The following is an 18,277-nucleotide window of genomic DNA, read 5'->3' on the forward strand; positions in this document are numbered from 1 at the left end:
AATATTACCTGCGCTTCGCCGAACGATTACTCCACCCCCAAACCCCATCCCCCGGAAAGGACCGGTCAGTTGCGCAGACTGTCCGCCGCTCTTGCGGCCGCGCTCACCACGAGCGCGATAGCCGCCACCCTGCTGGGCACCCCCGCCCAGGCCGCTCCCCCTGCCCCCGCCACGATCGCCGCCGCCGAACGCGGCACCGAGGCAGGCGGCGCCGAAGCCCCGCCCGCACCGCTCGCCCCCCAGGAGCGCGAGCGCCAGGCGCTCCGCACCAAGGCCCTGGAACAGCTCAACCAGGGCGCCGTCGCCAAGACCGCCGGCAAGCGGGCCCCCGCCAAGGTGAAGGTCGGCAACGACTACGTCCAACTGGCGCACCAGCGCACGGACAAGGTCTTCGTGATCCTCGCCCAGTTCGGCGACGAGGTCGACAACACCACCCAGTACAACGGCCAGCCCCGCTACGGCGGCACCCCCGGCCCGCGCCACGACCAGATCCCCAAGCCGGGCAAGGGCGACAACCACACGCTGTGGGAGCCGGACTTCAGCCGCGACTACTACCAGAAGATGTTCTTCGACGACACGCCCGGCACCGTGTCCATGCGCAACTACTACCGCACCCAGTCCTCCGGCCGCTACGACGTCCAGGGCACCGTCAGCGACTGGGTCACCGTCCCGTACAACGAGGCCCGCTACGGCAGCAACAAGGGCCCGCAGGGCTCCGGCGCCTGGACACAGGGGCAGGAGTTCATCCGGGACGCCGTCAAGGCCTGGTACGACGGCGAGATCGCCAAGGGCCGCAGCGTGGCCGACATCAAGGCGCAGCTCGCCCAGTACGACGTCTACGACCGCTACGACCACACCAAGACCGGCGAGTTCAACCAGCCCGACGGCTACCTCGACAACGTCATCGTGGTGCACGCCGGCGTCGACGAGACCTGGGGCGGCGGCGCCCAGGGGGCCGACGCGCTGTGGGCGCACCGCAGTTGGACCTTCCCCGACGCGACCGGCCGGACCGGCCCGGAGGGCAACAAGATCGGCGGCGCGCCGGTCGGCGACACCGGCCTCTACGTCTACGACTACGTCCAGGCCGGCGAGAACAGCGGCGTCGGCCTGTTCGCCCACGAGTACGGCCACAACCTCGGCCTGCCCGACCTGTACAGCACCAGCGGCGGCGACAACAGCGTCAACTTCTGGTCGCTGATGTCCTCCGGCTCCTACCTGGGCAAGGGGCCGAACACCACCGGCGGCTACCCGGGCGACCTCGACGCCTGGAGCAAGCTCCAGTTCGGCTGGCTCGACTACGACGAGGCGCAGGCCGCCACCCGGTCCAGCCACGCCCTCGGGGTGAGCGGCTACAACACCGACCAGGCCCAGGCGCTGCTCGTCCACCTGCCGGACAGCACCACCAGCACCGACCTCGCCGACCCGTACGAGGGCGCCAGGCAGTGGTGGAGCGACACCGGCGACAACCTCGACAACTCGCTCAGCCGGGACGTCGACCTGCGCACCGCCACCGGCCCGGCCGCCCTGGACGCCGCCGCCTGGTACGACACCGAGCAGGACTACGACTTCCTCACCGTCGAGGCCTCCACCGACCAGGGCAAGCACTGGACGGCCCTGGGCGGCACCGTCGACGGCGCGCCGATCGGCAACACCAGCGCAAACACCCCCGGTCTCAGCGGCAGTTCGGGCACCTACCGGAAGCTGCACCTCCCGCTGGACGGCTACCTCGGCCAGCAGGTCCGGCTGCGCTTCCACGCCACCTCCGACGGCAACACCCACGGCCGGGGCGTGCTCGTCGACGCCGTGAAGATCACCGCCGGCGGCACCGAGCTCTTCGCCGACGGCGCCGAGAACGGCGCCAACGGCTGGACCGCCACCGGCTTCACCGTCATCACCGGCCGCACCGCCGTCAAGCAGCACCCGCGCGCCTACCTCGCCGAGAACCGCCGCTACACCGGCTACGGCGCGTTCCTGAAGACCGGCCCGTACAACTTCGGGTACAGCGGCGTCGCGGGCAAGGCCGACATCGTCGACACCTACCCGTACCAGGAGGGCGTCCTGCTCTGGCTGTGGGACACCGCGTACGGCGACAACAACACCAAGGACCACCCCGGCGGCGGGCTGATCCTGCCGATCGACGCCCACCCGGCGGCGGTCCGCTTCGCCGACGGCACCCTGGTCAACGGACGGGCGCAGACCTACGACGCGCCGTTCTCGCTCAAGCCGACCACGGCGTTCACGCTGCACAAGGGCGGCGTCGCGGTGCGGATCCCGTCCGAGCCGGCCGTCCCGGTCTTCAACGACCACACCGGCACGTACACCGACCCGGCCCTCCCGCAGCTCGCGGTGAAGGTGCCGGACACCAACACCAGGATCGAGGTCGTCCGGGAGTCCCAGGGCGGGCGGATCACCACCGTCCGGGTCGGCCCGGCCTCGTAGGAACCCCCAGCGAAGGCCCCGGGCCCCCGACGAAAAGGGGCCCGGGGCCGGCTCATGGGCCTCACCGCGCCCGGAGGGCGGTTCACGCCGACCTCCGACGAGGCCGTTCGGCGCCGACTCCAGGGGGTAACTGTCCTGCTCGGCAGGGGTGGTACCGCTCCGCGCAGCGAATGATCCGACCACGTCCGGTACGCTGGATCTTCAACAGGACTTGAAGTCAAGGAGTCGAGGAGTCGAGGAGCAGGCATGGACACCGGACCGGTCGACCTGCTGAGCGTCGGCGAGGTGGCCCGGCGGGCCGGGATCGCCACCTCGGCGGTGCGCTTCTACGAGGACCAGGGGCTGATCTCCTCCGAGCGGTCGCCGGGCAACCAGCGCCGCTACCGGCGGCACGTGCTGCGCCGGATCTCGCTCATCCTGGTCGCCAAACGGCTCGGCATCCCGCTCTCCGAGGTGGCCGAGGTGTTCACCGGGCTCCCCGAGGACCGGATGCCGGGCAAGCACGACTGGGACCGCATCTCGCGGCGCTGGGCCGAACAACTGCGTGCCCGGCGGGCCGAGTTGGAGCGGCTGGAGGAGGAGCTGACCGGCTGCATCGGCTGCGGCTGCGTGTCGCTGCGCCGCTGCCGGGTGCTCAACCCCGGGGACGAACTGGCCGCCGAGGGGCCCGGCCCGCGCCGGCTGCTGCCGGGCACGGCGGGCGAGGCGGGCGGGCCGTCCGGATCGTGAAAACGGCCGGGCCCTGAGAACGACCGAACCGTGAACACGGTCGGACCATGAGAACGGCCTGACCGTGAACACGGTGGAACCCGGTCGGACGCGGCCCTCGTGAGGTTCCCCGCCGCGCCCGACCGGGCGTCTGCGGCGAGGGATCGTGTCCCTCGCCCGTTGGGTGCCGTACCGCCCGGCGTGGGGGCAACTGGGCGGTACGGCGGCTCTGGTCAGCCGGCCTCAGCCGGCTCATGAAGGCCCCCGAAGGCCTCCGGGAATCAGACCTCCGGGAAGTGGCAGGCCGCCTCCCGGCCGCCCGGCCCGGCGATCCGCAGCAGCGGACGGTCCGTGCGGCAGATCTCCTGCGCCTTGGGACAGCGCGGGTGGAAGGAACAGCCGGACGGCGGGTTCGCCGGGCTCGGCGGGTCGCCGAGCAGCACGATCCGCTCCCGCGCGCGCTCCGCCGCCGGGTCGGGCAGCGGGACGGCGGACAGCAGCGCCCTGGTGTACGGGTGCGCCGGGCTGCCGTACACCTCGGCCTTGTCGCCGATCTCGACGATCCGCCCGAGGTACATCACCGCGACCCGGTCGCAGACCCGCTTGACCACCGAGAGGTCGTGCGCGATGAACACGTACGCCAGGCCGAGCTCCTGCTGGAGCCGCTCCATCAGGTTGACCACCTGGGCCTGGATGGAGACGTCGAGCGCGGAGACCGGCTCGTCGGCGATGACCAGCTTCGGCGAGGTGGCGAGCGAGCGGGCGATGCCGATGCGCTGCGCCTGGCCGCCGGAGAACTCGTGCGGGTAGCGGTCGATCTGCTCGGGGATCAGCCCGACCAGTTCCATCAGCTCGCCGGCCCGCCGGCGCGCGTCGGCCGCGCCGAACCCCTGGAGCAGCAGCGGCTCGGAGATGATCCGGGCCACCGTCTGCCGGGGGTTGAGCGAGGAGTACGGGTCCTGGAAGACCATCTGCAGGTGCCGCCGGTGCGGTCGCAGCCGGGCCTGGGAGAGCCCGCCGATCTCGGTGCCGTCGAAGGTGACGGTGCCGGAGGTCGGGTCGAGCAGGCGGACGATCATCCGCCCGGTGGTGGACTTGCCGCAGCCGGATTCGCCGACCAGGCCGAGCGTCTCGCCCTTGCCGACGTCGAAGCTGACGCCGTCGACGGCGCGGACCGGGGCGCCGGGGCGGCCGGTGCGCCCGCGTCGACCGGGGAAGGTCTTCACCAAGTCCCTTACGGACAACAGGGTTTCGGTCATGGCCGGGCTCCTTCCGACACCAGCGGCAGGTGGCAGGCGGCCTGGTGGCCGGGGGCGAGCGGGCCGAGCTCGGGTCGTTCGGCCAGGCAGCGGGCGTGTTCCTCGGCGGTGGCGGCGTCGGTGCGGGCGCAGCGCGGGGCGAAGGAGCAGCCGGGGGCGGGGGCGATCAGCGACGGCGGGCTGCCGGGGATGGCCCGCAGCGGGGCGTCGTCGGTGTCGTCCAGGCGCGGCAGCGAGTCCAGCAGGCCGCGGGTGTACGGGTGCCCGGGGGTGGCGAACAGCCGGTCCACCGACGCCTGTTCGGCGGCCCGGCCGCCGTACATGACCAGCACCTCGTGGGCGACCCGGGCGACCACGCCGAGGTCGTGGGTGATCATGACGACGCCGAGGCCGCGCTCCTGCTGGATGCGGGCGATCAGGTCGAGGATCTGCGCCTGGACGGTGACGTCGAGGGCCGTGGTGGGTTCGTCGGCGATCAGCAGTTCGGGCTCGCAGGCCAGGGCCATGGCGATCATGACGCGCTGGCGCATGCCGCCGGAGAACTGGTGCGGGTACTCGTCGACCCGCCGGGCCGGCTCCGGGATGCCGACCTCGGCCAGCATTTCGAGCGCCCGCGCGCGGCCCGCCCTGCGGTTGGCCTTGAAGTGCACCCGGTAGTGCTCGGCGATCTGCTCGCCGACGGTGTAGAAGGGGTGCAGGCTGGACAGCGGGTCCTGGAAGATCATCGCGATCCGGCGGCCCCGGACAGCGCCCAACGCCCGTTCACCGAGCCCGTTGAGCTCCATCCCGTCGAGCCGGATCGAGCCGGTGACGGCGGCGCCGCGGTGCAGGCCCATGACGGCGAGCGAGGTGACGGACTTGCCGCTGCCGGACTCGCCGACCAGGCCGAGGGTCCGCCCGGCCTCGACGGCGAAGGAGATGCCGTCCACCGCCCGGACGACGCCCCGGGGCGTGTCGAAGGAGACCCTGAGGTCGTCGACCTCCAACAGAGTCATCAGTACCTCACTCTCGGGTCGACGTACGCGTAGAGCAGGTCGACCAGCAGGTTCGCGGCGACGATGAAGGAGGCCGCGAGCAGGGTGACGCCGAGGATGACGGGCTGGTCGGAGCGGACCAGCGCGTCGTAGAACAGCCGCCCGACGCCGGGCAGGCCGAAGATGGACTCGGTGATGACGGCGCCGGCCAGCAGGCCGCCGAGGTCCATGCCGAAGATGGTGAGGATCGGCGTCATCCCGGAGCGCAGCCCGTGCTTGACGGCGACGGTGCCGGGCGGCAGGCCCTTGGCCCGGGCGGTGCGGATGTACGGCTCGGCCATCGCCTCGATCATCGAGTTGCGGCTCTGCCGGGCGTACATGGCCGCGTACAGCAGGGCCAGGGCGATCCACGGCAGCAGCAGGTTGGAGGCCCAGGCGACCGGGTCGTCGGTGAACGCGTGGTACGCGGGGTACGGCAGCAGGCCGGCCGTCCGGACGACGCCCCAGATCAGCATGATCGAGGTGAAGTAGACCGGCAGCGACGCGGCGCCGACCGACGCCACCATCAGCGTCCGGTCGGTGAGCCCGCCCTTGCGCAGCGCCGAGGTGACGCCGGCGCCCAGGCCGAGGACCAGCCAGAGCACGGCCGCGCCGATGGCGAGCGAGACGGAGACCGGCAGGCGGTCGGTGAGCAGGTCCCAGACCGGCAGCGAGTACTCGTAGGAGTAGCCGAGGCAGGGGAAGCCGCAGTGGGTGGCGCTGGCGCCGCTGCCGTAGTCGCGCCCGGCGAAGATGCCGGTGAGGTAGGTGGCGAACTGCTCCCAGACCGGCTTGTCCAGGCCCATCGCCGCCTTGACCTCGGCGACCCGGTCGGGGCTGCAGGTCTTGCCGCAGGCGGCCACCGCCGGGTCGGAGGGCAGCAGGTAGAAGATGGTGAAGGTGATCGCGCAGACGGCCAGCAGGATGCCGGCCGCGGCGAGCAGTCGGCGCCCGAGGTAGAGGATCACGGCCGGCCTCCTCGGGGGTCGGGGGAGAGGATCACGACCGGCCTCCTCGGGGGTCGAGGATGTCGCGCAGCGCGTCGCCGAGCAGGGTGAAGGCGAGCACGGCGAGGAACAGGAAGACCGTCGGGATCAGGAAGTACGTCGGGTCGGTCTCGTAGTGGACGATGCTCTCGGCGATCATCTGACCCCAGGACGGGGTCGGCGGGCGCACGCCCACGCCGAGGTAGCTGAGCGCAGCCTCGGTGGCGATCATGCCGGGGACGAGCAGCGTGGTGTAGGCGATGATCGGCCCGGAGACGTTCGGCAGGATCTCCCGGGTGAGGATCCGCCAGGAGCGGGCGCCGCCGACCTTGGCCGCGTCGACGTACTCGCGGTGCTTGAGCGAGAGGGTCTGGCCGCGGACCACGCGGGCGATGCCGGGCCAGCCGAACAGGCCGATCACCAGGGTCATCAGCAGGATCCGGTTGACGTCCTTGGCCACCGACATCATCGAGATCATGAAGATCAGGGACGGGAAGGACATGGTGAGGTCCATCAGCCGGGAGAGCACGGCGTCGGTGCGGCCGCCGAAGTAGCCGGCGGCGATGCCGGTCAGGGTGCCGGCGACCACGACCAGCACGGTGGCGGTGAACGCGATCAGCAGCGAGGTCTGGCCGCCGTGCAGGACCCGGGCGAACAGGTCGCGCCCGGTCGCGGGTTCGACGCCCAGCCAGTGCCGGGTGCCGATCCCGCCGAAGTCGCCGATCGGCAGGCCGCCGAGGTAGGGGTCGATCGCGCGTTTGTCGAACTCGTCGGGGGTCCAGCCGCCGAGCGCGCTCAGCGGTCCGGCCAGGGCGGTCAGCAGGACCAGGAGGGCGACCGTGATCAGGCCGAAGCGGGCCGAGCCCCTGGCCCACAGCTGGTCCCAGACCAGCCGCCACGGCCCGCGGCCGGCGGCCTTCGCGGGGCCCGCCGCCGCAACCGGCGCGGCGGCGGGCTCAGTGCGTGTGCTCATCGCGGACGGCCCCTCAGCCCTTGCTCTTCGAGGGGTCCTTGAGGCCGATGGTGGCGAAGTCCCACTGGCCGGTCCAGACCGGGTGGCCGAAGGCGCCGGCCACGTTGGTGCCGGCCAGCAGCGGGCGGCGCAGCCAGAGCAGCGGCACGGTGGGCGCCTTCTTCAGCAGGTCGTCGCTGAGCTGCATCCAGGCCTTGTTGGCCTCGGTGACGTCGCTCATCGCGTTGATCTGGTCGATCCGGTCCGAGGTGGCCTGGTCGCGGAACTGCTCGACGTTGCCCTGGTTGCCCTTCTCCTTGATGGTGCGGCCGTCGAAGACCTGGGGCAGGAAGGTGGCACCCGACGGGTAGTCCGGGCACCAGCCGAGGATGGCGAGGTCGGGCGCGTTCTTGGTGTCGCCGATGGTGTCGTAGTAGACCGACGGGTCGGCGGTGGTGATGGTGACCTGGATGCCGACCTTGGCCAGCGACTGCTGGAGCGCCTCGGCCCGGGTCTTGTCACCGGAGGAGACGGTCAGCGAGACCTTGAGGTCGGTCTTGCCGGCGTCCTTGAGCAGTTGCTTGGCCTTCTCCGGGTCGCCGGTCGGGGCGATCTTCAGGGTGTCCTGCTTGGTGCCGCCGGTCAGCGCGGGCGGCAGGTAGGAGGTGGCCACGTCGGCCGTCGCCGGGCCGCCGAACGCCGTGACCTGGGCGTCCCGGTCCACCGCGTACATCAGGGCCTCGCGCACCTTGGGGTCGTCGAACGGCGCCTTGGAGGTGTTGGGGTAGAGCATGTCGGTGCAGCCCTGCTGCTCGGCGATCAGCCGGCTTTTCACGTCCGGCTTCGGCAGCACCTTGGAGATGGACTCCGGGCGCAGCGTCGCCCACTCGATCGTGGAGGCGTCCTCGCCCTCGCTCGCGATGATCCGGTCGTCGATCTGACCGGCCTTGAGCCCCTCGACGACGACGATCCTGTCCGGGTAGGCCTTGCGGACGGGGTCGGTGGACTGGTCCCAGTTGGTGTTGCGGACCAGCGTCAGCTGCTTGCCGCGGTCGTAGGTCTCGATCTTGTACGGGCCGGAGGAGAACGGGCGCAGGTCGTACTGGGTGCCCTTGTCCTGGGCTTGCGGCACCGGGGCGAAGGTCGGCAGCGTCGCGGTGGAGGAGAACTCGGCGACCGGGCGCTTCAGGTGGAAGACGACGGTCTTCTCGTCCGGGGTCTCGATGCTGGCCAGGTGCTCGCCGTTCAGCGGGCCCTTGTAGTTCTCGCCGCCGGCCAGGTACTGCTGGGCGTAGTCGGGGCCGCCGGTGAGGTCCGGGGCGAAGGAGCGCTCGACGTTGTACTTGACGTCGGCGGACTTGATCGGCGTCCCGTCCTCGTACTTGACGCCGTCCTTGAGGGTGAAGGTCCAGGTCTTCCCGCCGTCGGAGGAGCGGCCGAGGTCGGTGGCGAGGTCGGGGACGAGCTCGCTGCCGGCGGCGCCCGGCTCGGCCTTGAAGGTGACCAGGGTGCGGTAGAGCAGCCGGATGCCGAAGTCCATGTTCGGCATGGTCCAGTTGCGGGCCGGGTCGAGGTGGGCGAAGTCCTGGTTGGACAGGACGGTGAGAGTGCCGCCCTTGACCGGGGTGCCACCGACGATCGAACCGGACGCCGCCCCCGGGCCCTTGGTGCTGCCCGCCGCCGCGTCGGCGCCGCTGTCGCTCTTGTCGTTCTTGCAGGCCCCGAGGCCGAGGGTGAGGGTCGCCGCGAGGGCCGCCGCGAGGGCGGCGTGGGTGCGCCTGGTCATGTGCAACTCCGCTGTGGGGGGCCTGCCGTGAAGCCCGTGGTCCGCCCCGGGAGGTGATCCGGGACCCGACCGGGAGGCGACCTTCGAGGTCTGGCCGCTCCGCGGTGTGACCCGTAACATAGTAATGTGAAATTGCACTGCACAAGAGGTGACGCCTCCCGTTACCGAGCTGTGTCCGGGCCACACCACCCCCGCCCCTCCTAGGAGTTCACCGGTGACCCACCGCCAGACCGGCCTCAACACCGGGAGCCACGACCTCCCCGTCTCCCCCGCCCTCGACGCCTTCATGGGCACCCGCTGGGCCGCCACCCCCCTCCCCGCCGACCAGCGCGCCCCCGGCCACGACCGCCTCCCCGGCCGCCACGCCCGCCTCTCCGCCGCCTTCCCCGGCGAACGGCTGATCGTCCCCGCCGGCCGGCTCAAGGTCCGCTGCAACGACCTCGACCACCGCTTCCGCCCGCACAGCGCCTACGCCTGGCTCACCGGCCTCACCGGCGAGGACCAGGCCGACCACGTCCTCGTCCTCGAACCGACCGGCCCCCACGGCCACGAGCCGGTCCTGTACCTGCGCCCCCGCTCCCCCCGCGGGGGGCACGCCAACGGCGCCGAGTTCTACCGCGACCGCCGCTACGGCGAGTTCTGGGTCGGCCGCCGCCCCGACCTCGCCGAAGCCGCCGCGCTCACCGGACTGCGCACCGAACACCTCGACGACCTCGACAAACTCCTCACCGGCCCCCAGCCGCCCACCCGCGTCCTCGCCGGCACCGACCCCCTCGTCGACGAAAGCACCGGACGCCCCGGCGCCCACACCGCACGGGACGGCGAACTCGACGCCGTCCTCGCCGAGTTGCGCCTGGTCAAGGACACCTGGGAGATCGACCAGCTACAACTCGCCGTCGACCACACCGTCACCGGCTTCCAGGACGTCGTCCGCGCCCTGCCCACCGCCCTGCGCCACCCCCGCGGCGAACGCTGGATCGAGGGCGTCTTCGACCTGCGCGCCCGCGCCGAAGGCAACGGCACCAGCTACACCACCATCGCCGCCTCCGGCGCCCACGCCTGCGTCCTGCACTGGATCCGCAACGACGGCGCCCTCGACCCGAACTCCCTGCTCCTGCTGGACGCCGGCGTCGAAACCGACACCCTCTACGCCGCCGACATCACCCGCACCCTCCCGCTCAGCGGCACCTTCACCCCCATCCAACGGCAGGCCTACGACCTCGTCCTCGCCGCCCAGAACGCCGGCATCGCCGCGCTACGGCCCGGCGCCCGCTTCCGCGACTTCCACAACGCCGCCATGCGGGTCATCGCCGAAGGCCTCGCCGACTGGGGCGTCCTGCGCATCCCCGCCGAACAGTCCCTCGCCGAGGACAACGGCCTCCACCGCCGCTACACCCTCTGCGGCAGCGGCCACATGCTCGGCCTCGACTACCACGACTGCGCCAGGGCCCGCGCCGACCGCTACCTCGACGGCACCCTGGAAGCCGGCATGGTCCTCACCGTCGAACCCGGCCTCTACCTCCAGCCCGACGACGAAACCCTCCCCCTCGAACTCCGCGGCCTCGGCATCCGCATCGAGGACGACCTCGTCATCACCCCCGACGGCGCCCACCTCATGTCCCACGCCCTCCCCCGCACCGCCCCCGCCATCGAATCCTGGATGGCCGACCTGCTCGGCTGAGCCCAGGGAGCGGCCGCTCACACCGCCCGCGCGGACCGCCACAGCTCCGCGATCAGGGCCGCCGCCGGGCCGGTGCGGGTCTTCCGGTGGGCGGTGCCGGCCCAGAGGTGCATGGACTGGAGGTCGGCGCGGCGGGTCGCGGCGGCGCGCAGCGGCTGGGTGAGGTGGTGCACCTCGGGGTAGGCGGGCGGGGCGTACGGGCCGTGGCGGTCGATGAAGGCGTTGCGCAGACCGCGGGCCGGGCGGCCGGTGAAGGCCCGGGTGACGGCCGTCTCCGGGAGTTCGGTGAGCGCCGCCCGGTGCGCGGCCGAGGTCCCGGACTCGTCGGCGCGCAGCAGGGCCGTCCCCAGCTGCACCGCCGCCGCCCCGGCCCCCAGCGCCGCCGCCACCGCCGGTCCGTCGCCCAGCCCGCCGGCCGCGATCAGCGGCAGCGCCGTCACCGCCCGGACGGCGGGCAGCAGCTCCAGCAGCGGGACGTCGCCGGGCTCGTCCCCGATCCGGTGGGTGGCGCGGTGCCCGCCGGCCTCCGGGCCCTGCACGCACAGCGCGTCCATCCCGACCGCCTCCGCCGCCCGCGCCTCCGCAGGCGTGGTGACGGTGCCGACCTGGAACGACCCGGCCGCGCGGACCGCCGCCGCCTCCTGCGGCGTCGGCAGGCCGAAGGTGTACGAGACCACCGGGACCGGGTCCGCCAGCAGCACGGCGAGCTTGGCCTCCCAGTCGTCCCGGTCCGGCCCGATCTCCTCGGGCAGCGCCACGCCCCACCGCTCGGCCTCGGGCCGCAGCCGCTCCCGGTAGGCGGCGACGGCCGCCGGATCGCCGGGCGAGGCCGGGACGAACAGGTTCACGCCGAACGGCCCACCGGTCAACTCCCTGACCAGCGCGACCTGTTCGGCCACCGCGGCGGCGCTCCGGTACCCGGCGGCGAGGAACCCCAGCCCGCCGGCCCGGTTCACCGCCGCCACCAGCTCCGGGGTGGACGCCCCGCCCGCCATCGGCGCGCCGATCACCGGCACGGAAAGTTCATCGAGACGGACGGCCATCGGGGTCCTCCACTCCGGGATACGGTTCGGACCCGGCCCACCCTACGCTCAGCGGATCAGCCCCCGCCCGCGCGCCGCCCGCACCGCCGCCGTCCGCGAGTCCACCGCCAACTTGGTGTAGACGTGCACCAGATGGGACTTCACCGTGGCCTGGCTCAGGTGCAGCCGCTGGCTGATCTGCTGGTTGGTCAGCCCGTCCGCGACCAGCCCCAGCACCTCGGTCTCCCGCGCGCTGAGCGCCGCCGACGGCGTCCGCATCCGTTCCAGCAGCCGGTCGGCGACGCTCGACGCCAGCGCCGAGCGTCCCGCGGCGGCCGCCCGGACGGCCTGGGCCAGCTCCTCCGGCGGGGCGTCCTTGAGCAGGTAGCCGGTGGCGCCGGCCTCCAGCGCGGGCAGGGTGTCGGCGTCGGTTTCGTAGGTGGTGACGACGAGGACCCGGGGCGCGCCCGGCCGGGCGGTGATCGCGGCGGTCGCCTGGGCGCCGTTCATGGCCGAGCCGGGCCCGAACTGGAGGTCCATCAGCACCACGTCGACCCCGCCCGCCGCGGCCAGTTCGACGGCCCGTTCGGCGGTCGCGGCCTCGGCGGCGATGGTGAAGTCCGGCTCGCCCTCCAGGACGGCCCGCAGCCCGGCCCGCACCACCGGGTGGTCGTCCGCCAGCAGCAGCCGGATCACCGCGCCGCTCCCGCGCCCGCCGTCACTGTGCTCGTTCACGCCCCGGCCTCCCTCGTTCCGCCCGTTCACGCCCCGCCCGCCTTCGTTCCGCCCGTCGTCACTCCGCCCGTTCACTCCCCGACCTCCGTCACCGGCAGCTGCACCGCGAGCGCCGTGCCCCCGCCGGGCGCCGACTCCACCGTGAAGGTGCCGCCGAGCGCCCGCGCCCGGGCCCGCATCGACGGCAGCCCGAACCCGCCGTCCCCTCCGCTGCGCCCGGCGACCGCCACCGGGTCGAATCCGGCCCCGTCGTCGAACACGTCCAGCGCCACCTCGCCCTCCATGTAGCTGAGCGTCACCTCGGCGTGCGAGGCGTGCGCGTGCCGGACGGTGTTGCCGAGCGCGGACTGCGCGATCCGCAGCAGCGCGACCTCCTGCGGCACCGGCAGCCGTACCGGGTCCCCGGAGACGTGCAGTTTCACCGGCAGGCCGCTGTGCGCCGCCGTGGTGGCGCACAGCCGTTCCAGCGCGACCGGCAGCGGGTCGCCGTCGAGCGCGGGCGGGGTGAGCGCGCGGACGAACCGCCGGGCCTCGTCCAGGTTGTCCTGGGCGGCCTGCCGGGCCTGCTCGACGTACCCGGAGGCGGCCTCGGTGCGTTCCGGCAGGGCCCGCTGGGCGGCCCGCAGCAGCAGCTGGATGGAGCTGAGGCTCTGCGCGAGGGTGTCGTGGATCTCCCGGGCGAGGCGCTCGCGTTCGGCGAGCACCCCGGCGGTGTGGTGGGCGGCCGCGGCGTCGGCGCGGGCGGCGGTGAGTTCGTCGATCAGCCGGCGGCGCTCCTCGCTCTCCCGGTACAGCGCCTGGTAGCCGAGCACGGTGGCGGTGGCGACGGCCGCGCCGAGCGCGGGGCCGATCGCGGCGGGCAGGCTGAAGGTGTGCTGGTGCCAGGACCAGGCGGCGATGGCGGTGGCGGCGGTCAGCCCGACGGCGGTGAGGCCGCCGCGCCGCCCGAGCAGGTGCAGTTCCAGGAAGTACAGCGGGAACGCCAGCCACACCCCGTCCTGGGTGGCGATCAGCACGCCCACCCAGGTGACGCCGAGCAGCGCCAGCCACAGCGCGGCGGCCCGGCGCGAGCGGCGGACGGCGGCCAGCCGGGGGCCGACGGCGTACACGGCGGCCATCGCGGTGGCCGCGGCGGCGACGGGCAGCGGGTCGCCGTCCCGGCCGACGGCGGCGCGGGCGACGGCCAGGGCGAGCAGGCCCGCCACGAGCAGGTGCAGGCAGACCTGGAGGACGCGGGCGACGGGGGTGGTGCGGGATCGTTCGGTCGCCATCCGTCCAGCCTAGGTTCCGGATCGGGCCCCGGCATCAATCAAAAGGTTGAACTCCGCTTCTGCCCTTTGATGCCGAGGATGCAATCCGCGGTGCGATGCCCGCGGGGCCCCTTCTCCGGGACGGTGGAAGCGTCGGAAGCACTCGTTCAGCAGGAAGGCCCACCGTGTTCGTCGCCTGGAGGGATCTGGGGTTCGCCAAGGGGCGGTTCGCCCTGATGGGGACCGTCATCGTGCTGATCACCGTACTGGTCGGTCTGCTGTCCGGACTGACCGCCGGACTCGGCCGGCAGAACATCTCCGCGATCACCGGCCTGCCCGCCGACCACCTGGTGTTCGGTGAGCCCGCCGACGGGCAGAAGCTGTCCTTCACCGACTCCCAGGTCACCCCCGAGCAGTGGCAGGCCTGGGCGGCCGAGCCGGGCGTCACCTCCGCCCAGCCGCTGGGCATCACCACCACCAAGGCCGCCGCCGGCACCCGCACCACGGCGCTGTCCGCCTTCGGCGTCCCGGACGGCTCCGCGCTGGCCCCGCAGGGCGCCCGGATCGCCCCCGGCCAGGCCGTCCTGTCGAAGACCGCCGCCAAGAACCTGGGCGACCTCGCCCCCGGCGCCGACCTCACCCTGGCCGGCCACCGCCTCCGGGTCGCGGCCGTCGACGGCGACGCCGCGTACAGCCACACCCCGGTGATCTGGACCAGCCTCACCGACTGGCAGCAGGCCGCCCCCGGCGGCGCAGGCCACGCGACCGTCATCGCGCTCACCACCGCCAAGGGCGCCGACCTGCACGGCGCCGACGCCCGCCACGGCACCGAGACCCGCACCCGCGACGACGCCCTCGCCGCGATCGGCTCCTACACCTCCGAGAACGGCTCGCTCCAGCTGATGCGCGGCTTCCTGTTCGCCATCTCGGCCCTGGTGATCGGCGCCTTCTTCACCGTCTGGACGATCCAGCGCAGCGGCGACGTCGCGGTGCTCAAGGCCCTCGGCGCCTCCACCCGCTACCTGCTGCGCGACGCCCTCGGCCAGGCCGTCCTGCTGCTGGTGCTCGGCACCGCCGCCGGCACCGCGCTCGCCCTGGGCGCCGGCGCGCTGATCGGCTCCGCCGTCCCCTTCGTCCTCGACGCCCCGACCCTGCTGCTGCCCGCCGCCGTCATGATCGCGCTCGGCGCGGTCGGCGCCGCCCTGTCCATCCGCCGGATCACCTCCGTCGACCCGCTGACCGCCCTGGGGAGTGCCCGATGAGCCTGACCCTCGACCGCATCACCCTCACCTACCCGGACGGCGACGGCCGGCTCACGGCGCTGGACGACGTGTCGCTGACCGTCCCCAAGGGCTCGATCACGGCCGTCGTCGGCCCGTCCGGCTCCGGCAAGTCCAGCCTGCTGGCGGTCGCCGCCACCCTGATCACCCCGGACACCGGCCAGGTCGTGGTGGACGGCACCGACACCACCGGCCTCGGCCGCGCCGAACTCACCGCGCTGCGCCGCACCCGGATCGGCATCGTCTTCCAGCAGGCCAACCTGCTGCCCTCGCTCACCGCCGTCGAACAGCTCCAGGTGATGGCCCACCTGGACGGCCGCTCCCCGCGCACCGCCCTCCCCCGGGCCCTGGACCTGCTGGCCGCCGTCGGCCTGCGCGACCAGGCCGCCCGCCGCCCGCACCAGCTCTCCGGCGGTCAGCGCCAGCGCGTCAACATCGCCCGCGCGCTGATGAACGACCCCACCGTCCTGCTGATCGACGAACCCACCAGCGCCCTCGACCACGAACGCGGCGCCGCCGTCCTCGACCTCATCACCGACCTCACCCACCGCCGCGCCACCGCCACCGTCCTGGTCACCCACGACCGCACCCACCTGACGGCCGTCGACCAGATCGCCGAAGTCCACGACGGCCGCCTGACAGTGCCGGCAGCGGCCTGAGCTACTTCTTCGCCGCCAGCACGTCGTCCACCGACAGCGTCACCGACGCCCCGATCGACTCCGGCAGGGTGAACGACTGCCCCGGATGGTGGACGGCGTGCACGCGGTACTCGCCCTCCTGTGGGTCAGTGAGCACCATGACCCGCTGGTTCGTCCGGTCCACGATCACGTAGACGGGTACTCCAGCGGCGGCATAGACGAAGGGCTTCCGCTTCAGGTCGTCGCTGATGTTGGACGACGTGACCTCCAACACGAGCCGGAAGACCGCCGGGTCGTAACAGTTGTACTCGATCAAGTGGTCATCGATGTCGGCATCGACGATCGCCAGGTCGGGAACGGCGTAGTCCGACGGCCCATCCGGCAGCCAGATGCCAACGCCCTGAATGACGTCGACCTCATCCCCGTCGAGGCCGGCGGCGAACAGCGCACGCATGAGGCGACTCAGCGACTTGCCGTGCGAAGCATTCGGAGGCGGCGTCACGGTGATCTGGCTCCCGACGATCTCGACCCGGTGCCCGGCGAACTGGTTGGAGATCAGCTCGGCGACTTCGAGCAGCGTCGGCTGCTCGATGGGCTCTTCCACTGCTGCGGCGGACATGGATTTCCTCCTGGCTGCCGATGTCGAGAACATCATCGTAGGGCGCGAACGCATTCCGCCGCCCGATCCCCAGTCTTCACCCGAACGGGCGGTTTAGCCCCGGCTGCCCCTACCGCGCCCGCAGCTTCAGCGCCGGGCGGGCCTCCTCCGCCGCCTCGTCCTGCCCCGCCCACAGCGAGCGGACGTGGCTGAGGTGGCGGGTCATGCAGGCCTCGGCCGCCTCGGCGTCGCCGGCCAGCATGAGGTCGAGCAGTTCCAGGTGCTCCTCCGCCGAGGAGGTCAGCTCGCCGCGCTCGTCGAGCCGGTTGAGGCCGTACAGCCGCGAGCGCTTCCGCAGGTCGCTGACGACGTCGACCAGCCGGGCGTTGCCGGCCAGCCCCAGCAGGTCCAGGTGGAACTGCCGGTCGGCCTCCAGGTACCCGATGAGGTCGTGCTTGCGCGCGGCCGCGACGATCTCCTCGGCCTGCGGGCGCAGCCGCTCCAGTTGCTCCTTGGTCGCCGTGCGCGTCACCCGGCCGACGGTGGGGACCTCGATCAGGGCACGGATCTCGGTGTAGTCGTCGAGGTCACGCTCGGTGAGCTCGGTGACCCGGAAGCCCTTGTTGCGGACGGCCTCGACGAGGCCTTCGCGGGCGAGGTCGAGCATGGCCTCGCGGACGGGGGTGGCGGAGACGCCGAAGTCGGCGGCGAGCGCGGGTGCGGAGTAGACGACGCCGGGGCGCAGTTCGCCGGAGATCAGGGCCGCCCGGAGCGCGTGGGCGACCTGGTCGCGAAGCCGCTCCTGTACGGAGATCAGGGTGCGGGGTTTGAGGTCGGCCATGGTGTTCCTCCGGGTGGGTGCAGAACACCAGCGTACAATGTCACGTTACGTTGAGTGTGCAACATTTCGCGATTCGGACACCCACCCGGACAGCCGGCCCCGCCCCCTCGGCGGCTGAGCGCCCCTGGCAGCCGGGAGCGCCCGGCACCTACCCCCGCCGGTACACCTCCGCCGCGACCGCCAGGTCCTCCCACGCCATGCCGACGCTCTTGAAGAACCGCGGCCGCCCCGCCGGCACCAGCGCGTCGCCGCGCACCAGCTCGGCCAGGTTCCACAGCTGCCGGCCGGCCACCCCCGCCATGATCAGGTCGCCGGCCTCGCGCGCCGCCACCGTCCGCGCCTCCACGTATAGTTCGGCCCGCCCGACCAGCACCTCGTCCACCTCCCGCGCGTCGGGCTCGTGCGAGCCGACGGCCGCGACGGCGGCGTGCTCGGGCACCAGGGCGCCGTCGAACAGCGGCGTGCGCGCGGTGGTGCAGCAGACCACCAGGTCCGCTTCGGCGACGGCCTCCGGCCCGCCGACCCCGGCCGCCAGCCCGAGGCCGCGCCCGTACACGGCGAGGGCCCCGGCCCGTCCGGCGTCCCGCGCCACCACGGTGAGCCTGGTCAGCGGCCGGACGGCCAGCAGCGCGTCCAGGTGCCCGTACGCCTGCGGCCCGGAGCCGAACAGCACCAGGTGTTCGGCGTCCGGCGCGGCCAGCCGGCGCAGCGCGACGGCGGTGACGGCGGGTGTGCGCAGCGCGGTGAGCGCGGCGCCGTCGAGCAGGGCGAGCGGTTGCAGGGTGGGCCCGTCGAGCAGCAGGTAGCTGCCGGTGATCCGGGGCAGCCCCCGGCCGGGGTTGGCGGGCGCGACCCCGGCGATCTTCACCCCGGCGTACGGGCCGGCGGCGGCCGGCATCATCAGCAGTTCGCCGGCCGGGACGGGGACGGCCGAGCGGGCCGGTGCCGGCTCCGGGTCGAACCCGTCGAGCAGCACCCGCTCGATCGCCGCCACCGCGGCCGCGGGCCCGACCCCGCCAACGCCCGGCACGGCGTACTGGAGCGGCTCAGCCGCCGTACCGGGCGGCACAAGAGGCGGCACATGAGACG

General features: G+C 73.0%; 16 protein-coding genes. 5 read left to right on the forward strand and 11 right to left on the reverse strand.

What is annotated here, in order from left to right; translation table 11 throughout:
- Positions 1 to 69 precede the first annotated feature (69 nt).
- Both ACFV6D_RS11255 and soxR read left to right on the forward strand, forming a co-directional pair.
- Complete coding sequence (locus tag ACFV6D_RS11255; RefSeq protein ID WP_380559343.1) at positions 70 to 2,439, forward strand: immune inhibitor A domain-containing protein; 2,370 nt, start codon at positions 70 to 72, stop codon at positions 2,437 to 2,439.
- A 246-nt stretch (positions 2,440 to 2,685) separates the two neighbouring features.
- A complete protein-coding gene (gene soxR, locus ACFV6D_RS11260; protein WP_380559345.1) occupies positions 2,686 to 3,168 on the forward strand; it encodes a redox-sensitive transcriptional activator SoxR in 483 nt (160 codons plus the stop codon).
- A gap of 260 nt (positions 3,169 to 3,428) precedes the next feature.
- On the opposite strand, the gene ACFV6D_RS11265 is transcribed toward soxR, so the two are convergent.
- The 5 genes from ACFV6D_RS11265 to ACFV6D_RS11285 are packed head-to-tail and all read right to left on the reverse strand — an operon-like array spanning position 3,429 to position 9,143.
- Positions 3,429 to 4,406 (reverse strand): ABC transporter ATP-binding protein, encoded by a 978-nt coding sequence (locus ACFV6D_RS11265; protein ID WP_079135478.1) that lies wholly within the window; start codon positions 4,404 to 4,406, stop codon positions 3,429 to 3,431.
- On the reverse strand, positions 4,403 to 5,401 hold the full coding sequence (locus ACFV6D_RS11270) for an ABC transporter ATP-binding protein (protein WP_063346887.1): 999 nt from the start codon (positions 5,399 to 5,401) through the stop codon (positions 4,403 to 4,405). Before ACFV6D_RS11270 ends, ACFV6D_RS11265 begins: the two co-directional genes overlap by 4 nt.
- Positions 5,401 to 6,387: an ABC transporter permease gene (locus ACFV6D_RS11275; protein ID WP_063346888.1), complete on the reverse strand. Its 987-nt coding sequence runs from the start codon at positions 6,385 to 6,387 to the stop codon at positions 5,401 to 5,403. Before ACFV6D_RS11275 ends, ACFV6D_RS11270 begins: the two co-directional genes overlap by 1 nt.
- 31 nt (positions 6,388 to 6,418) lie before the next feature.
- Complete coding sequence (locus tag ACFV6D_RS11280; protein WP_380426863.1) at positions 6,419 to 7,378, reverse strand: ABC transporter permease; 960 nt, start codon at positions 7,376 to 7,378, stop codon at positions 6,419 to 6,421.
- 13 nt (positions 7,379 to 7,391) lie between these two features.
- A complete protein-coding gene (locus ACFV6D_RS11285) occupies positions 7,392 to 9,143 on the reverse strand; it encodes an ABC transporter substrate-binding protein (protein WP_380426861.1) in 1,752 nt (583 codons plus the stop codon).
- Positions 9,144 to 9,357: 214 nt separating this feature from the next.
- On the opposite strand from ACFV6D_RS11285, the gene ACFV6D_RS11290 reads away from it, so the two are divergent.
- Complete coding sequence (locus ACFV6D_RS11290) at positions 9,358 to 10,824, forward strand: aminopeptidase P family protein (RefSeq protein WP_380426859.1); 1,467 nt, start codon at positions 9,358 to 9,360, stop codon at positions 10,822 to 10,824.
- 17 nt (positions 10,825 to 10,841) lie between these two features.
- On the opposite strand, the gene ACFV6D_RS11295 is transcribed toward ACFV6D_RS11290, so the two are convergent.
- From ACFV6D_RS11295 to ACFV6D_RS11305, 3 genes are all read right to left on the reverse strand, one after another.
- A complete protein-coding gene (locus ACFV6D_RS11295; RefSeq protein ID WP_380559347.1) occupies positions 10,842 to 11,867 on the reverse strand; it encodes a nitronate monooxygenase in 1,026 nt (341 codons plus the stop codon).
- 48 nt (positions 11,868 to 11,915) lie between these two features.
- On the reverse strand, positions 11,916 to 12,581 hold the full coding sequence (locus tag ACFV6D_RS11300; RefSeq protein ID WP_380559349.1) for a response regulator transcription factor: 666 nt from the start codon (positions 12,579 to 12,581) through the stop codon (positions 11,916 to 11,918).
- A 71-nt stretch (positions 12,582 to 12,652) separates the two neighbouring features.
- The gene (locus ACFV6D_RS11305) at positions 12,653 to 13,852 is read right to left on the reverse strand and encodes a sensor histidine kinase (RefSeq protein WP_380426853.1); all 1,200 of its coding nucleotides are present in this window, start codon (positions 13,850 to 13,852) and stop codon (positions 12,653 to 12,655) included.
- 164 nt (positions 13,853 to 14,016) lie between these two features.
- Here ACFV6D_RS11305 and ACFV6D_RS11310 point away from each other — a divergent pair, with 164 nt between their 5' ends.
- On the forward strand, positions 14,017 to 15,093 hold the full coding sequence (locus ACFV6D_RS11310; RefSeq protein ID WP_380345045.1) for an ABC transporter permease: 1,077 nt from the start codon (positions 14,017 to 14,019) through the stop codon (positions 15,091 to 15,093).
- Positions 15,090 to 15,770 (forward strand): ABC transporter ATP-binding protein, encoded by a 681-nt coding sequence (locus ACFV6D_RS11315; RefSeq protein WP_380482201.1) that lies wholly within the window; start codon positions 15,090 to 15,092, stop codon positions 15,768 to 15,770. The genes ACFV6D_RS11310 and ACFV6D_RS11315 overlap by 4 nt, the downstream gene beginning before the upstream one ends.
- Position 15,771: 1 nt before the next feature.
- On the opposite strand, the gene ACFV6D_RS11320 is transcribed toward ACFV6D_RS11315, so the two are convergent.
- The 3 genes from ACFV6D_RS11320 to ACFV6D_RS11330 form a co-directional block, all read right to left on the reverse strand.
- The gene (locus tag ACFV6D_RS11320) at positions 15,772 to 16,368 is read right to left on the reverse strand and encodes a Uma2 family endonuclease (protein ID WP_380345042.1); all 597 of its coding nucleotides are present in this window, start codon (positions 16,366 to 16,368) and stop codon (positions 15,772 to 15,774) included.
- 109 nt (positions 16,369 to 16,477) lie between these two features.
- Positions 16,478 to 17,188, reverse strand: coding sequence for a GntR family transcriptional regulator (locus ACFV6D_RS11325; RefSeq protein ID WP_063346897.1), 711 nt, complete (start codon positions 17,186 to 17,188; stop codon positions 16,478 to 16,480).
- A gap of 148 nt (positions 17,189 to 17,336) precedes the next feature.
- The gene (locus tag ACFV6D_RS11330; RefSeq protein ID WP_380559351.1) at positions 17,337 to 18,257 is read right to left on the reverse strand and encodes an ornithine cyclodeaminase family protein; all 921 of its coding nucleotides are present in this window, start codon (positions 18,255 to 18,257) and stop codon (positions 17,337 to 17,339) included.
- Positions 18,258 to 18,277: the final 20 nt, after the last annotated feature.

This window comes from Kitasatospora sp. NPDC059812 (genome assembly GCF_042732075.1).
In the GTDB taxonomy this organism is placed as follows: Bacteria; Actinomycetota; Actinomycetes; order Streptomycetales; family Streptomycetaceae; genus Kitasatospora.